The sequence below is a fragment of the Salegentibacter echinorum genome (assembly GCF_900129445.1).
GTDB classification, from domain to species: domain Bacteria; phylum Bacteroidota; class Bacteroidia; order Flavobacteriales; family Flavobacteriaceae; genus Salegentibacter; species Salegentibacter echinorum.
The window spans coordinates 65966-81979 of record NZ_FQVT01000006.1; the positions used below are offsets into that span (position 1 = coordinate 65966).

The window sequence follows — 16014 nt, forward strand, 5'->3', positions numbered from 1 at the left end:
AAACATGAAATATGCATATATACTTTTGGCTTTACTCACGCTAAGTGCTTGTGATAGCCAATTAGAAGTCGAAGCCCCAAGTGATCTTACATTTAATGGATTTTGGGAAGGTGAGAATGGTGTAAGAGCAGCTCATACGGGTCTTTATGGTACCTTTCGCGGTGCTGCGAATACCACCTGGGTATTGGGTACTATGAGAAGCGATGTTTGGGGTGGCCAAACTTTTGAATCTCCTTTTTACCAGGATTTTATTGAATCTAAAATAACCGTATCTACAGCACCATTTGGCGGTTGGGCAGGTTATTACTCCAGAATTCATAAAATAAATGATTTTCTGGTAAATGTACCGGAAATTGAATTTAATAACCCAGAAGATAAAGATCACATGATTGGTGAGGCTTATGGGTTAAGAGCTTACTATTACTACACCTTGTTAAAAACCTGGGGTGCTGTGCCCATAACCACAGATGTTTTAAGTACTACAGATCCAGAGGGGCTTAGTAAGGCGAGATCATCTCAGGAAGAAGTAATGCAGCTTATAAAAGATGACCTGGAGCGATCTTTAGAAGCTTTTGGAGATGATGCTTCTTTTTGGAACGGTAATAAAAATTATTGGTCCAAAGCAGCTACACTTACCTTAAAAGGAGATGTTTACATCTGGTCTGGTAATTTATTGGGAGGTGGTAACTCAGACTTTAATACTGCGAAAGATGCCTTACAGGAAGTTATGGGAATAGGTAACTTAGGCTTGGTTTCCAATTACGAAGATCTATGGGGAGCAGATAATGAAAATAATAATGAATTTATTTTCGCGGTACAATATGCTGAAGATGAAGCCGGAAACTTCTTTAATTCCTTCACGGGAAGAAGTACCGAGATCTGGCCACAATATAACGACGATGGAAATTCTATGGAAGGTTTTGTAGTAGAGGGTGCAAACCGTTATGGTCCTAGTGAAAAAACACTCATAATTACAGATGATAACGAGGATGCCAGAAAGGATGAGACTTTTATAAGGTTGTATAGCGACTCGAATAACGGTGAAGGATATCCAAACTACAACGCCGATAAGTATTATGGTTCAATTCTTAAAAAGTTTCTTGGTAGAATAGATGGAAGTGTAAGAATATTTGATAGTGATCTTCCTATTTATAGATATGCCGATGTAATTTTACTACTGGCAGAAGCTAAAAATCATCTGGGCGAAGATCCATCTGAGCAGATTAATAAAATAAGGGAAAGAGCTTATGGTGTGGATTACGATCCTGCCGTAGATGCTTATTCTTCTGGCTCTATGGAAGAAAATACCGAAGCCATTTTAGATGAACGCTATAAAGAGTTTATTGCTGAAGGAAAAAGATGGTGGGACCTACGAAGAGCCGGGGATAGTTATGTGATAGACAATGTAGAATTCCTACAACCTGGAGACGAATATAAATTATTATTGCCTATTACTTTAGATATGATTGGTAGAAATCCTTTGTTAGAACAAACTCCGGGTTACCAACAATAGGAAATAAGAATACATTAAATTTTGAATTAGCAAGAAAAGGTCACGTAAGTGGCCTTTTTTCTTTAACACATCCTGGTAAACTATCCCGTGGTGGACTTATGAAAGGTCTTTATAGTTATTGCCCTCCTATAAGTATCGGGGTAGATCTAGATTATCGTGTAATTTTTAATTGAACTCATTTAAATTTTTGAATTGTAGCCAAAAATTAGACATTTTTCACACAATTGAAGACTTTTTTGAGTTGCATAGCATCGCTACGGAACGAAAAAAAGATAAAAATTTTTCAGCCAACTGATAAAGTTTAATCGAGTTCGTTAATTTAATTGGTATTATTTTAAATTAGAGCTTTAAATTGAAATACAATTCTATAAAAAATATAGTTATGAAATCACCTTCATTTTTTATCACAAAATACTGCGCTATACTTCTTGTATTATTTGCTGCAAGTAATAATGAACCTGCTTTTGGTCAAAAAGTATCAAAATATAACAACACTGTTTTTAATGCCGGGGAAAATGAAATAGATTCCTATAGAATCCCTTCACTGGTTACTACTAAAAAAGGAAATTTACTTGCTTTTAGTGAAGCACGAAGATTAAGCTCTACCGATAAAACACCCACAAACATTGTTGTTAAAAGAAGTACAGATAATGGTAAAACCTGGTCTGCAATGCAGTTTATTACCCAGGGGAAAAATGATGCTTATATGGATCCGGTGGCTTTAGTAGATAAAGTTACCGGCAAAATTTTTCTTTTTACAAACCGATGGCCCCAAAACGATCACAGTATGAAAAAGAACACTAGCTGGCTTATAACGTCCATAGATGATGGAGTAAGTTGGTCGCAACCCAAAAATATAACCAATAAAATTACTGCGCCGGGGCATTTTATGAATGGCTTTGGCCCGGGTTCTGGAATCCAAATGCAAGGCGGGAAATTTAAAGACAGGCTTATATTACCTACTCGTCAATATGATGGAGAAATACTGGGAAATAGAACAGTGTACAGCGATGATCACGGCGAAACCTGGCAAATTGGAGAAAAGGCCTCTTTAGGAGGGGAATTTGAGATTGCTGAAAGTCCAAAAGATACACTTATTTTTAACCTGCGTGCCGGAAAAGGAGAGCGTAAAAAAGCCTGGAGCTATGACGGAGGCGTTTCCTGGACCCAAGCTGTAGTGGATAAACAATTAGAAACTACTAAAGATTATGGAGGATGCCATTCCAGTATTTTGGGAATGGATGATTTATTATATTTTTCTGGACCTGCCGGCGGGAAAACAGATAGTTTACATGAAGACCGTTTAAATCTTAAGCTTTATAAAAGCCCAGATGGAGGAGAAACCTGGCCAAATAATATCTTGCTGTTTGAGAAAGCCGCTGGATATAGTGACATCACAGCACTCCCAAATGGCGATCTTGCTATAATTTTTGAAACAGGAGATACCCAGGGTTTCCCTAAAATGATTCCTGGCAACAGGCCACCAGGCTGGATGCGTATTGATGTGATAGTGATTTCTAAAAATTCTTTAAAAAGCAATTTTTAATTTAATGACAATTGTTCACTTTTATTTCATACCAGGCCTAATTATTTGACATAGGAATGCTATTTCTGAAAAATGGCATCAAAATGAGGTTCTAAATGTTGCCGCATGGCATTCCTAAAAGTTTCAGGTGTTCCTATTTTTATATTATCAACCAACATTTTATGGGTGACAAACTTCCCTGTAGAATAACGATATTCAAAATCTTCGGGCTTGTTTTTTAAATGCACATATTCAAAAACGGGAAATAATAGTTTTTGATATTTTATAAGGGTTTTATTTTGTGAAATTTCATAAAGCTTCCCGTGAAAAGCAATTTCTCGTTCCAGCCCAAAGCTAATCCTTTTGGCTTCTGCTTCCTCTTCGGCATTGACCATATCTTCCAATTCCTGAATATCTTTATCCGTTTTTCGGGCAAAAATGAAATCGGCCATTCCCATTTCTAAAATAAGACGCAACTCGAATAGATTCTTTAAGGTATCCATGCCTAATAAAGTAGGATCCATAATCCTGGCGAAATTGGCAATAATATCGGGTTCCGTTAAAATCATTCCGCGATGCTTTTTAGATTCGATTAGCCCCAGGGTTCTTAACCTTAATAAAGCTTCGCGTATTACTGTTCTACTTACTCCCAGAGTGTCAGCAAACTCTAATTCTTTAGGAATGGCGTCCCCGTGTTGGAGTTTGTTTTCTTTGAAAAATTCTAATAATCTAATTTCAACTTTATCTACTAAAGAAAGTGTTTCTACCGGTTTTAATCTTTTATAATTCTTCATTAGTTAATTGCTTCAAGTAATGCAAATGCGTTAATAACGTTCAATCTAAGTTTAATTGCTAAAAATACATGTTTATTGCGATACTATATGTAATACATAATATAAAATTACTTAATTTGTGCTCAAGACTTTTTAAACGTATTTTCAAGTTATTAAAACCCTTTAAAGCTGTTATTAAGATGATCAAAAAAATTTCAAGCTTAGTTTTCCTATTCAGTATATTCTCTGGCTTTGCCCAACAGGCAATAGAAATGCCGGTTTCTAATACTATTAAAATTCAGGATAGTGATTCTAAAAGCGACATTATTACCAAAGCTGCTCACGTGGTACCTACTCAAAATCAACTAACCGCTTTAAAAGACGGCTTTATCGCTTTTATACATTTTGGGCCCAATACGTTTACAAAGAAGGAATGGGGTACAGGCGAAGAAGATCCAGAAGTTTTTCAATTAGAGAATTTAGATACAGATCAATGGTGTAAAGCCATTAAAGATGCCGGAATGACCAAAGTAATCTTCACCGCCAAACACCACGATGGTTTTGTACTATGGCAAAGTCGTTATACAAAACAAGGGATTATGTCTTCGCCATTTAGAAATGGAGAGGGCGACATTATGAAAGCATTGGCAAAGTCTTGCGAAAAATATGGTCTAAAGCTAGGTGTTTATCTTTCTCCGGCAGATTTATACCAAATTGAGAATAAAGATGGGCTTTATGGAAATTTAAGTGAAGCTTCTCTTAGAACAATTCCCAGAAAAGTAGAAGGCAGGCCTTTTGAAAATAAAACAACTTTTGAATTTAAAGTAGATGACTACAATGAGTATTTCTTAAACCAACTTTTTGAATTGCTTACAGAATATGGTCCTATTCATGAAGTTTGGTTTGATGGGGCGCATCCAAAGCGCAAGGGCGGACAAACCTATAACTATGCTGCCTGGAAAGAATTAATACATACTTTGGCTCCTGAAGCTGTTATTTTTGGCAAAGAAGATATTCGCTGGGGCGGAAATGAATCTGGGGAAACTCGCAAAACCGAATGGAATGTAATCCCGTTTAAAGGCAATCCTAATAATTTGGAGGTTTTTGGCGATCTCACTGCCGATACACTTGGAAATAGGAGTCAGTTGTATGACGCGGAATATTTACACTATCAGCCGGCCGAAATCAACACCAGTATTAGAGAAGGTTGGTTTTATAGGGATGAAGAAACACAGAAAGTACGCAGTGCCGATGATGTTTTTGATATTTATGAACGCGCAGTTGGTGGAAACGCTATATTTCTACTAAATATGCCTCCCAATCGTGAAGGTTTGCTTTCTCCTGAAGATGTGGGTGTATTAAAAGAAGTAGGAGAGCGCCTGGAAGAAACTTATGCCGAAGATCTTTTTAAAGAGGCTGAAGCGAATGAAGCTTTACTGGATAATAACCTGGAAACTTTTAAAATTACGAAGGACAATAATGAATTCATTAATATTAAAACCAAACAGCCGGTTACCATAAATAGGGTGTTACTTCAGGAAGCGGTTGCAACGCACGGGGAAAGAATTGAAGAACACAGTTTCGAAGCGAAGATTAATGGAGAATGGCAAGAGGTTGCCCGGGCAAGTAATGTTGGTTTTAAACGCATTTTAAGGTTTCCGGAAATAACTTCAAACGAATTCAGGTTAAAGATTTTACAATCGCGCTTACAACCTGCAGTTGCAAAAATATCTGCGCATTTTTATAAAAAGCGTCCGCCACAACTTGAGATCTCAAGAGATTCAGAAGGAATGGTGAGAATTGAACCTAAAAAAGATGAATTTACCTGGAAACGAGATATGTCACAAGTTCCTGAAACAGCTAAAGTTGAAATTAAATATTCCTTAGATGGTGTTACCCAAAGTTATAAAGATAGTTTTAGACTGAAAGAAGGAACGGTAGAAGCTTATGCTGTAAAAGATAGTTTACAGGGCAGTACTGCTTCCAGAACCTTTGGGATGCTAAAACAAGACTGGAAAGCCACTGCCGATAGCTTTAGTGGGGAAAACAGTCCGCAATTAGCCATAGATGCAAATGAAAATACATTTTGGATTTCCGGACCTAAGGGTTCTCCGCATTACCTGGAAATCGAGATGCAGCAGAAAAAACAAATAAAAGCATTTAGTTATACGCCAAAAGCTTCAGAGAAGATGAGTATGATTGAAAAAGGCGAGATCAAAATTAGTGAAGATGGAGAAGAATGGGAAACGGTATCAAATTTTGAATTTGGAAACCTTATTAATGATCCTACTACAAGAACTCACTATTTTGAAGAACCTATTAATACCAGGTTTATAAAAATTGAAGTAAAACGAATTGCCGGCGATGGAAAAACTGCCGCTGCGGCAGAAATAGACTTTTATTCTAAATAATATTCACCCTGAATAAATTCAGCTTAGGTAATGATTTTTTTTAGATGAAATTCGCAAAGGAAAAAACGCAAACCTGCCCGCCCTCAATGTTTTGAATTAGTTGGCAGGCGGGGAAACGCAGAGTATTATTGGCCACTAAAGCAGAAAAACACAAAGCTCCACCAAGATGTTCTTTGTGTTTTTCTTAGTGCCCTGGAGTCTTTGTGGCCTTTTTTATTTTTGATGAATAGGTTTTAAAGAGCAATAGGTAAATAATTTACAAATTTAACTAAGGAAAGCGCCGAGGGAGTGCGGCAATTTTCTTTAAGTTTTGGCCAGAGTTTCAACCTTGAACCTTAAATCTTTTTCTTTTTGCAAGTAAAAAATTGAGCAAAAGGCAATGGATAGTTATGTCGCTCCGCTGGAGCTCACTACAACTTACTTCTACTTCTATACTATAAATATGCCACCTCTACGAGGTTTAAGGGAATAAAAAAATCGAAACAAAATATTACAGAAAGGAAAACTGAAACTTAACGAGCTTCAGAGAAGCAAAATATTTATAGTAAAATATTCATTGTTGTCCGGTAAAAATCTAAAGTAGCAAAAAAAGCCTTGTCATCGTCATATTTTACTGAATTAGGTCTCTGTTTTCAAAACAGAACCCCCTATGGGTCAAAAATACTCAATTGACCTATGTTTTTTGTTGTTATTTCTTCGTATTTTGAGTCTGGGTTTTTCAGGAATTTGAACAGGTCAATGTAGGTCATCAAATGATACCGTATTACGGACATCATATTGGAATATGCCCAGTTCCTTTCTGCTTTTCTTTGTATGACAAGCATTATAAGCTGAATGATTAAACTGACCCAAATTTGTATTTCAATCGCATTTTGGTTATCGCCCAAAAAGTATTTAAGTGGGAAGTTCTGTTTGAGCCTTTTGAACAAGGTCTCTATCTTCCAGCGGTTTTTGTAGATATCGGCTATCTTATCGGCTTCCAGTTCATAGTTATTGGTGATGAACTCATACACTTTGCGTTTCTCTTCGTGCCAAAAAGCTATTCTCCTGAGTTGGAACTCCCCGTTCTTTTTATCGATAAGTGTGATTTTTTCATCTTTTAGGACAGCGTCGTCCACCTTGTCCGGTATATCAAACTCCTCAAGGCTTGTGTAGCGGGCATTGTCCTTTTGCCTGGTCACAAAATAGATATCGTCCAAGGTCCATTGTTGGTATTGCTTATAATCCACATAGCCTTTGTCGAAGACAACGAAAGAATCTTTTTTCAAATCGAGTTCTTTTAAAAACACATGGTCGTGGGTGGCCGCATTTGAAAACTTTATCAAGCAGGGAACATCTTCCATTGCATTTATCATCGTGTGCATCTTTATCCCGCCTTTCTTTTTACCGCCCATCGGATTTCTGCCAACACCCTTCAGGATATCACTAAAGAGCGTTATCGTTGAAGAATCGACTATTTTGAGGTCTTTTACGGCAGGCTCCCTGGTTCTGCTGTCCGATAAAAAATGACGATAGCGTTTGTATAGCAAACCATAAATATCCGCAAAGACTTCCGCGCTCCTTCGCTTGTTGGCATCGGATAATGTGCTGCGTTTTGGAAAGTCCTTTAAGCCCAAATGGTTGATCTTGCCCTCGCAGGCGAGCATTATGCTGGAGACTTCACGAAGCGAGCTGCTACCGCTGATCACGGAGAATATCATCGTGACCAAGTGCTCGTAGGTCGTGAACTTTTTAGTGTACTTATCGCTATTATGCTTCTTCGCTGTCCGGTAAACATCATTGTGATCCAAGAACTTTAAAACCTGTTTGATAATGGGTTGTCCGCTAAAGTTTTTACTTTTGTTCATATATCTGGTTTTTGTGGTAAAAAACAAGATATAAAATAAGCGGGAAATCCCTTTGGGAAATCCCGCTTTTAAAAATCTTTACCGGACACTACTGTAAAATATTTAAAAATTGGTCAAATAGCTCCAGCGAAGCGGTATATTTATGACAAATGGATAACAATCACGATTATATTTGAAATTAAACACAGTATCTTACAGATTTAAGATTCAACATAAACCTACTAGGTCCCGCAGACCTTGCAGCAAGTTGTAATCACAATTTAGAAAGACGGTAGTTAAATGCATAACTCATTTATTATTCATTAGTTATTTAATTGATTATTAAATATTTAATGTAAATTAATATTTGACAAAATTAGGCTATGAAAATTAGAAACATTCAAAATAAGATTTTCTACTGTAGTGTTTTTATTTTTTGTTATTTTCTTTTTCTGGTTTTAAATGCTTATGTAATTCATTCCAGGGCATTTGTTATAGGTTTTTTCCAGGAGCTTTTTACTTTTCCAATGATGTTGGCCCAGGTAATCTTATTGGTATTTGCCTTTAAGTATTGGCGAAGCGATCAATTCTCAATACAATCAATATGCTTTTGGTCTGTTTTAATTCTGGTTTTTACAAATACGTTTACTTATGGAAGTTACGTATTGTCTCGATTGGGGTTTTTCTAAAACCTTTGATTGACGATCTTCATTTGCTATCCGCATTCTATATAATGACACTTACCCTGCTGCTGTTTTTAATTCTACTTTAGTTTTTAGCCAGCCTCCACCAAACCCATAAGCCTGGAAAAATAAAAATAAGTTATATTTAAGCTATGGAAGAAATTTGGACAAAAGAAGCAAAATATACCTTTGAGAATAATATTGATTTTCTGGTAAATCGTTGGTCTATAAAAGTAGCCGATTCTTTTGCTAAAAAAACGTTCCAATTAATTGATTTGCTTAAAAAAAATCCTGAAATAGGACAAATTGACGAAAGATGGAGAACCCAGAAAATTTTAGTGGTACCACAGATGTATCTTTTTTATGAAATTCGAGGAAATAAATTGGTTTTACTCTATTTTTGGAATAACTTCAAACAACCTTTATTTTAATTTTTCTTTTATTCCTTCCAATATTTCGCTCCTGGTATAAGTTCTACCGTTTTCAATATCATCTTTACTCCTTTTTAAACCTTGCTCTAAATCATAGGCATAAGCTTCTTTAGGTTTTATTAAACGAATAATTTTTAAAGCTTCATCTGGCGTGAAAGAATTGGTTTTTAATTTTCGATAAAAAGTTGGTGTACTTATTCCCACTTCGCTGATTATATAGCTTTTTTTATAAGGAGAATTATCTATTAATTCTTCTATGTCATTTAAAATATTCTTGTATTCGATAATTTCTTTTATCATATTTGAAACTTTTTCATATCGTTTAATGATAAAGATAAGTAATAAAAATAATAATTCATAATATAGACAAGTAGTGTCTGATAAAAAATTTAAATACTCTAATAACTCCGATGTTGAGCTACCACAGGCTTTATTTACATTTTTGTTGTTTATTTATATGTAGAACATGCGTGTTACGAAATACAAAAAATAGTTAATTTTGTTTATCAGATAGTTACAACCAAGTTGTCTTTCTTTATTCTCGAGGCGCAGCGGCCGGATTCCAATAACTATCGGAAGTTTCGGGATTGATGCTTTAACCAAATAAAAATCCCACAGGATTTAAATAAAAATATCCTGCGGGATTTATTCATAATCAATTACAATAGGCGAATTTTCTATTCCACCACAATCTCATCAAGAAAGATAAAACTGGATTTCCCTGCGCCGGTATGCCACTCGGGTAAAGATCCCATAGATTTTACCAAAACTTTTATATAGCGTGCATTTTCATTTAATTCTCCTGAAGAAAAATTCTCAATAATCAAGCCTTGTTTTTGTGGATCTACAGGATTCTTAGCAACAGCTACTTTCTTAAAGTTACTCCCATCATCTGAAATGTAAAACTCCACACGTTCCGGTAGCATAACCCAGGAAATTAACCGCTGAAAGAAATCGGCAGAAATTTCATTGATTTCAGTTTTTGTTTTTAAATCTAAGATTACTTCAATATCCTGTCCGGCATAGCCTTGCCATCTTCCATCGGCGAAATCTTCAGAACCTTTCAACCCATCTGTAAGTCCGCCGGGACCGCCAGCAGCATAAGCAGGGTTTGCGGTACTTACCCGACCTTTAATTTCAGGCTTTGCACCAAGCGCTTTATGCACATTAAAGTATTTAGCTGAAATTTCTCCTTCTTTCGTACCCTGAAATGCTCTCGCTTTAATCTGTGCATTTTCAGTAACGCTTAAAGAACCTTTATAAAGTTCACTTTCCTTTGTTGGTTCCCCGCCATTGGTGGTATATCTAATTTCGGTATCTGGATAAAGGGTACTCAGTTTAATCTCCATTTCTCCAGGTCTTATAGCTTCGCCGGCCTTAATAAATACGTGTGTTTCCAGGTCTAAAAATTCTCGGGCTGTCTTGTCATATTTATTTAAGTTTTCAGTAAGCCAATATTCTCTATTTTCAGCTTGCCATAAATCGATATAATCAATTTTCAACTGGTGTAGCTCCTTAAATAGTTTATCCCGGGTTGCTTTGATTTCTTCTTTAGAAACTGATTTAGGATTCTCGTGAGCTTCCTGTAATTTTAGAATGAATAAGTTTTTCTTTGCGGCAAAGGCAGCTCTTTCCGCAGCATTTCTAGCGACTTCAATTACTATTTTTTCCGCTCCTACGTGATTCGACAAGGTTTTAAGTTCTTTTGCCACTGCGCTCGCTTCTTTCAGCATAGCTCTGTTGGTTTCCGCCACTTTTTGAGCCTCCTCTCCTGGATAAAAGTCAAAAATACTGCCCCAAACCGATGCGTTGCTCATACTTCCAAAAACGGGGATTTCCCTTAGTTCACTAAACTTATTAAGCGACTGCATCACGCTTTTTCCGTCTTCCATTTCAAAAAACAAAAGATCCAGGGCTTTGTTAAAAGTTTTTAGCCTACGCGCTCTCTCTTTTTTAGCCTGTGCTTCTTCCTGACTTTCAATAGGGTTCCAGGCCATTTCTGCTCCCCAAATAATGCCGTGCCAATTAGCATTAAATAAAGTTTCCCCATCATCGTCCCAGGCGGTATTTATCATTCCCATAGCGCCATATTCTTTTCCGTCGCGCACATAATTAGCAATATTTTTTACAGCCACGTCCAAATTTGGATAGATCTCACTCCAGCTTCTCACCCCGGGAGCAACCATAAAATCAAATCCCGATTCTTTAAAAGGTAAAATAGCCTTGTCAAAACTATCCCTGGGATCGTAGCCCCAGGAAAGAATAATAAGATCTTTTGGCAATTGATCTATAATTTCCTGATGGTTAACGGCGATATCGCCCCACATCATAGTTCGTTTTCCGTGTTTTTTAAGAATATCATCCAGTTTATTTATATGCATTGCATACACCGCTTCCATGCCTAAAGAATCAACCAGGGCTTTTGCTTTCCCAGAGCCGAGTCCGTCGGTTTCATCGGCTCCAATATTAAAAAACGGATGGTCGTAAGCTTTGGCGGCATCGCCAAGATACTCGTCTAAAAACTCGTAAGTTGCCGGGCTACCCGGATTTAAATTCCACTTGTTATCCGCTATTTCGTCGTAGAAAGGATTTTTTAAAATTTCTTCCATGTGGCCAAAAGCCTGCTGATTTCCGATAAGCACCACATGATATTTTGCGGCAAATTCTTCCAGCTCATTAATTTCCTCTGGCGTAAAAGAATCTAAAGGTGCGATATCGGCAAACTTCTCGTTACGAAGGGTATGCTCGGTATAAAGGTTTAAAAAATTAAGTTTATATTCCGATAATTTGCGAATGGCATCTTTGGTAAACTCTAACGTGGGAATAGGCCCCCTGCTTATATCGTCCATCCAACCCCGATATTCTAAAGCCGGCCAATCTGTGATTTCTAAAGCAGGTAAACTCTTGTTTTTTACAGATTTTATAAGTTGTTTTAAAGTTTGCACACCATAAAACAAACCTTTTTCTGTATTGGCGATTAGTTTAATTTGATCTTCTTCAATTTTTAGCCAGTATCCCTGTGCTCCAATTTGCTGAAGTTTTTCTGTATCGGGGAGGAGCTTTTTTATTTTTGACTTCGGCTTATCCTCAAGCGTATATAAGATGATATCAGCTTTTTTAGGAGATCTCACAAGTTTTGAAGCGACTCCCATTTGGTCATTTAATTCTTCTTTTAATTGCTTAAGGGCAAAATCATTATGTTCTGAGCTATTTATCCATAAACCCTGAGTTTTATCAAGGTTAAATTCAGCTTCCAAAAAAAGTACTTCCTGAGGTTTGGGGATAACAGCAATATCCTGTGCCTGCATCCCGGGAAATGAAAATCCAAAGAAAAGCATCAACATTGCAAAACTCAATTTGCTTCTTAGCCTTATTTTATTCATAGTTTTTTAAAATTTTTAAAATTGATTTGAATGTTTGTAAGTATAAGTTCAATAGACTCCTCCAGACATCAGACCTCATAGGTATTTATCCCGCATAGCTATCGGGATTGTAAGGACTTTTTGGAATTTCAGCTAAAGTAATCAATACTGTCAAATCCCAAATTAGCGAATTACCGCATTAACGTATTACCATATCACCTTTTATAAACTCTTACCCAATCAACCAGCATTTCAACAGGCAGATCTTCATCTTTAATGCTACCAACCCAGCTTCCGCCCAGCGCCTGATCTAGAATAATAAAAAACTCCTGGTCGAAAGGCCATTGTTTGGAATCGGCATCTTTAATTTTAGGATAGGAAAAGGTCTTTTTTCCATTGACAAAGAAATCTAAGCGATTTGGGTACCATTCTACACCATAAATATTATAGGCATCTACCTGAAATGGAACGGTGGTAAAATAGGGCGGATTATCCTTTTTCTCTTGAATATCTATATAATTGGTGTGTAAGGTTTGATATACGATGGTATCACGGTTAAGTTGTTCCATAATATCTATTTCCCCGCTATGTGGCCAACCACCGTATTGCGGGTCTTGAGGCATCATCCAAATCGCGGGCCAGGATCCCTTGCCTTTATCCAATTTTGCTTTTACCTCAATTTTACCATATTTAAACGCAAATTTATCGGCGGTGCGAATACATCCCGTATTGTATTTTACGGTATCATTTTTATTGGTATTTAGGATGCCGCGCAAGTGCAATTTGCCGTTTTTTACGAAACGTGTAGAGTCGGAATCTGTGCAAAAACGAGCCCAATCTGCCGAATTCCTGGGTGAGTGAGACCATTTAGCAGCATCGGGTTTACCTTCTTCTTCGAACTCATCCTGCCAAATAAGGTCCCATTTTTCTTTTTGAGGTTTATCCTTAACTTTCCCTGTACCACATCCGGTTACAAAACCAATTAAAAGTATAATTGCAAACTGTTTCATCTTGCTTATAAAGTTTTACTGTTAATATTCTGATTTTTCAAAAAACTCAGGTTGAAACCGAACCCCATTGCTTTTCCATTTTCTGTAATGTCCCATATATAAACGCATCCTAAAGTTCTCGAAATTTTCATCTTCACTATCGCTCCGAACTTCTTCGCTAAAAACCGCCATTCTGGGAAGTAGCATGTAATCTAAATGTTCTATTAATGAAATAAACTCGGTCCAAATGGCAAATTGCGATCCTAAAACATATTTAGCCTCCTCTGCATTCCATAAAACACCCCAGCTGTCGTTGGAGCAGAAATTGCAATATTTTCTTCGGAAATTTTTAATTTGTAACCTGCTTCCTTTAAATCTAAATCTTTAACTATATCCAGCTTTATTGTCTTGTCGGAAGTTTGGTTTATGGGAAATTGAATTCCGCTTAAACGCTTTATTTCCTTCTGAAAATAGTTGGTCATTTCTTTCAGGCTATCATTTTTTGAAGAAAATTGAAGGGAAGTGTTTTCATCTACTTCAAAAACACCCGAAGCACTTTCCATTTTTGCACGCGTGGGGATAAGTTGGGCTTGCATTGAGGTTAATGCTCTAAAACCAAACACCAAAAGCAGCAGACCGGTAAAACGGGTCTTCAGCAATAGATATTGACGAGATGATTTCCCGGGTTCTAAGGAATTTTGCTTGTTGAATTTAAGAAACTCCGAAAATAAAAATCCGGAGTTTCTATTGCAAGTGATTTTCATATCACGATTTATTATTTATCCTCGTAAACCTTAATAAATTGCTTATCCAATTTTTCCGAATCTTTGTATTTCTTGCGGGTTTCTTCTAATTTCTTCACCATCATCTCTCTCACTTCAGTATAATCTGGATCGTAAAAAACATTGTGCATTTCCTGCGGATCATTTTTGCGGTCATAAAGCTCCCATTCATCTACATCGTAATAAAAATGCATAATCTTATAATCTTTGGTGGCAATACCATAGTGTCTTTTTACCGCATGCTCGGCAGGATACTCATAATAATGGTAATAAACCGCATCCCTGTCCCAGGCATCTTTTTCTCCTGTTAACAATGGTAACAAACTCTTACCCTGCATTTCATCTGGGGCATTCACACCGGCTGCATCTAAAAAGGTTTGAGCAAAATCCAGGTTTTGCACCATTTCCTCTTCGGTAATACCTGCTTTTATTTTATTGGGCCATTTTATAAGTAGAGGAGTTCTAAAAGATTCTTCATACATAAAACGTTTATCGAACCAACCGTGTTCTCCCAGATAGAAGCCCTGGTCTGAGGTGTAAACAACTATTGTATTCTCAGATAAATTATTGTCATCTAAATAGTCTAAAACCCGACCTACATTTTCATCTACCGAAGCAATAGTTCCCAAGTAATCTTGCATATAACGCTGGTATTTCCATTTCATAAGGTCTTCATCGTCCATATCCGGGTATTTTTCTTCAAAATCCTGATTAATAGGACTGTAAACTTTATCCCAGGCAGCTTTCTGCTCCTCGTTCATCCTGCTGGTAGGATCCCCTAAATACCGTTCTTTGATACCCAGTTTTTTTAAGGTTGTATCCTTAACCTTATTGTCATTAGAAAGGATCATATGCGTTAGAATATTCATCTCGGCGGTTTTTGCCGCAGTACTTTTTCGGCTTTTTGGCTGCTCAATATCGATTTCCTGTGAAGCAAGTTCGGGAGAGTCTGCTTTTAGATCTTCAGGATGAATTCTGGTATAATCGTCAAACAGTGTTTCCGGTAATGGGAATTCTTTCTTTGTAAATTCTTTATAATGTCTTTCTGCCGGCAACCACGCTCGGTGTGGCGCCTTATGCAAATACATTAATAAAAATGGTTTTTCTGGATCCCGCTCTTCTTCCAGCCAGTTTATGGTAAGATCTGTAATAATATCGGTTACATAACCTTCTATCACGGTATCCCCATCTTTGGTGATAAACCTGGGGTTGTAATAACTTCCCTGGCCGGGTAAGATTTTAAATTCATTAAAACCTTTTGGGTTATTTCCAAAGTGTAACTTCCCAAACATCGCGGTTTGATAACCGGCATCCTGTAAAATTTGAGGGAAAGTAACATTGGTAGTATCAAACTTACTTAAATTATCAATTTTACCATTTAAATGGCTGTGTTTACCGGTTAAGATCACGGCTCGTGAAGGAGCGCAAATAGAATTGGTAACCGAAGCGTTCTCAAAAAGAACCCCTTCATTGGCCAGCCTATCTATATTTGGGGTGTTAATAAGCTTATCACTATAAGCACTTATGGCTTGATATGCGTGATCGTCTGACATCATAAAAACGATGTTGGGACGTTTATTCTCTTCTGGCTTCTTTTTCTCTTCTTCGTTTTTACACGAAAACAACGTTGCTGCCAAGCCAAGCGAGCAAAGGAAAATTCTGTAATTAGGCATGGGTTCTTATTTAAATTCTGGTTATTTTTTAACTGGTATTGATTTT

12 protein-coding genes are annotated in these 16014 nt (G+C 36.9%); 4 read left to right on the forward strand and 8 right to left on the reverse strand.

Going from position 1 to position 16014, the window contains the following annotated elements:
* Window positions 1-4: 4 nt before the first annotated feature.
* Window positions 5-1513 (forward strand): RagB/SusD family nutrient uptake outer membrane protein, encoded by a 1509-nt coding sequence (locus BUA71_RS10970; protein WP_072879692.1) that lies wholly within the window; start codon window positions 5-7, stop codon window positions 1511-1513.
* Window positions 1514-1895: 382 nt separating this feature from the next.
* On the forward strand, window positions 1896-3059 hold the full coding sequence (locus tag BUA71_RS10975) for a sialidase family protein (RefSeq protein ID WP_072879693.1): 1164 nt from the start codon (window positions 1896-1898) through the stop codon (window positions 3057-3059).
* A gap of 59 nt (window positions 3060-3118) precedes the next feature.
* On the opposite strand, the gene BUA71_RS10980 is transcribed toward BUA71_RS10975, so the two are convergent.
* Window positions 3119-3832: a FadR/GntR family transcriptional regulator gene (locus BUA71_RS10980; protein WP_072879695.1), complete on the reverse strand. Its 714-nt coding sequence runs from the start codon at window positions 3830-3832 to the stop codon at window positions 3119-3121.
* 179 nt (window positions 3833-4011) lie between these two features.
* Here BUA71_RS10980 and BUA71_RS10985 point away from each other — a divergent pair, with 179 nt between their 5' ends.
* The gene (locus BUA71_RS10985) at window positions 4012-6222 is read left to right on the forward strand and encodes an alpha-L-fucosidase (RefSeq protein ID WP_083572085.1); all 2211 of its coding nucleotides are present in this window, start codon (window positions 4012-4014) and stop codon (window positions 6220-6222) included.
* Window positions 6223-6869: 647 nt separating this feature from the next.
* Here BUA71_RS10985 and BUA71_RS10990 read toward each other — a convergent pair.
* Entirely contained in the window at window positions 6870-8069 is a 1200-nt protein-coding gene (locus tag BUA71_RS10990; RefSeq protein WP_072879697.1) for an IS4 family transposase, read from the reverse strand.
* An 814-nt stretch (window positions 8070-8883) separates the two neighbouring features.
* On the opposite strand from BUA71_RS10990, the gene BUA71_RS10995 reads away from it, so the two are divergent.
* On the forward strand, window positions 8884-9162 hold the full coding sequence (locus tag BUA71_RS10995) for a type II toxin-antitoxin system RelE/ParE family toxin (protein ID WP_072879699.1): 279 nt from the start codon (window positions 8884-8886) through the stop codon (window positions 9160-9162).
* Here BUA71_RS10995 and BUA71_RS11000 read toward each other — a convergent pair.
* The 6 genes from BUA71_RS11000 to BUA71_RS11025 form a co-directional block, all read right to left on the reverse strand.
* A complete protein-coding gene (locus tag BUA71_RS11000) occupies window positions 9154-9462 on the reverse strand; it encodes a hypothetical protein (RefSeq protein WP_072879701.1) in 309 nt (102 codons plus the stop codon). The two genes, BUA71_RS10995 and BUA71_RS11000, sit on opposite strands and share 9 nt — an antisense overlap.
* Before the next feature lie 377 nt (window positions 9463-9839).
* Window positions 9840-12545, reverse strand: a complete 2706-nt coding sequence (locus tag BUA71_RS11005; RefSeq protein WP_072879703.1) for a glycoside hydrolase family 20 zincin-like fold domain-containing protein — start codon at window positions 12543-12545, stop codon at window positions 9840-9842.
* A 194-nt stretch (window positions 12546-12739) separates the two neighbouring features.
* Complete coding sequence (locus tag BUA71_RS11010; protein WP_072879705.1) at window positions 12740-13534, reverse strand: glycoside hydrolase family 16 protein; 795 nt, start codon at window positions 13532-13534, stop codon at window positions 12740-12742.
* A 21-nt stretch (window positions 13535-13555) separates the two neighbouring features.
* The gene (locus BUA71_RS17830; RefSeq protein WP_245812574.1) at window positions 13556-13720 is read right to left on the reverse strand and encodes a hypothetical protein; all 165 of its coding nucleotides are present in this window, start codon (window positions 13718-13720) and stop codon (window positions 13556-13558) included.
* A gap of 56 nt (window positions 13721-13776) precedes the next feature.
* The gene (locus BUA71_RS11020) at window positions 13777-14277 is read right to left on the reverse strand and encodes a glycoside hydrolase family 20 zincin-like fold domain-containing protein (RefSeq protein ID WP_072879707.1); all 501 of its coding nucleotides are present in this window, start codon (window positions 14275-14277) and stop codon (window positions 13777-13779) included.
* Between the two features lie 11 nt (window positions 14278-14288).
* Window positions 14289-15968, reverse strand: coding sequence for a sulfatase family protein (locus BUA71_RS11025; protein ID WP_072879709.1), 1680 nt, complete (start codon window positions 15966-15968; stop codon window positions 14289-14291).
* Window positions 15969-16014: the final 46 nt, after the last annotated feature.

What these genes read in the sequence shown, in the direction of transcription:
- BUA71_RS10975 (WP_072879693.1), top strand. Translation starts at nt 1,896, where the DNA reads ATGAAATCACCTTCATTTTTTATCACAAAATACTGCGCTATACTTCTT.
- BUA71_RS10985 (WP_083572085.1), top strand. Translation starts at nt 4,012, where the DNA reads ATGATCAAAAAAATTTCAAGCTTAGTTTTCCTATTCAGTATATTCTCT.
- BUA71_RS10990 (WP_072879697.1), bottom strand. Translation starts at nt 8,069, where the DNA reads ATGAACAAAAGTAAAAACTTTAGCGGACAACCCATTATCAAACAGGTT.
- BUA71_RS11000 (WP_072879701.1), bottom strand. Translation starts at nt 9,462, where the DNA reads ATGATAAAAGAAATTATCGAATACAAGAATATTTTAAATGACATAGAA.
- BUA71_RS10970 (WP_072879692.1), top strand. Translation starts at nt 5, where the DNA reads ATGAAATATGCATATATACTTTTGGCTTTACTCACGCTAAGTGCTTGT.
- BUA71_RS11005 (WP_072879703.1), bottom strand. Translation starts at nt 12,545, where the DNA reads ATGAATAAAATAAGGCTAAGAAGCAAATTGAGTTTTGCAATGTTGATG.
- BUA71_RS17830 (WP_245812574.1), bottom strand. Translation starts at nt 13,720, where the DNA reads ATGCTACTTCCCAGAATGGCGGTTTTTAGCGAAGAAGTTCGGAGCGAT.
- BUA71_RS11025 (WP_072879709.1), bottom strand. Translation starts at nt 15,968, where the DNA reads ATGCCTAATTACAGAATTTTCCTTTGCTCGCTTGGCTTGGCAGCAACG.
- BUA71_RS10995 (WP_072879699.1), top strand. Translation starts at nt 8,884, where the DNA reads ATGGAAGAAATTTGGACAAAAGAAGCAAAATATACCTTTGAGAATAAT.
- BUA71_RS10980 (WP_072879695.1), bottom strand. Translation starts at nt 3,832, where the DNA reads ATGAAGAATTATAAAAGATTAAAACCGGTAGAAACACTTTCTTTAGTA.
- BUA71_RS11010 (WP_072879705.1), bottom strand. Translation starts at nt 13,534, where the DNA reads ATGAAACAGTTTGCAATTATACTTTTAATTGGTTTTGTAACCGGATGT.
- BUA71_RS11020 (WP_072879707.1), bottom strand. Translation starts at nt 14,277, where the DNA reads ATGAAAATCACTTGCAATAGAAACTCCGGATTTTTATTTTCGGAGTTT.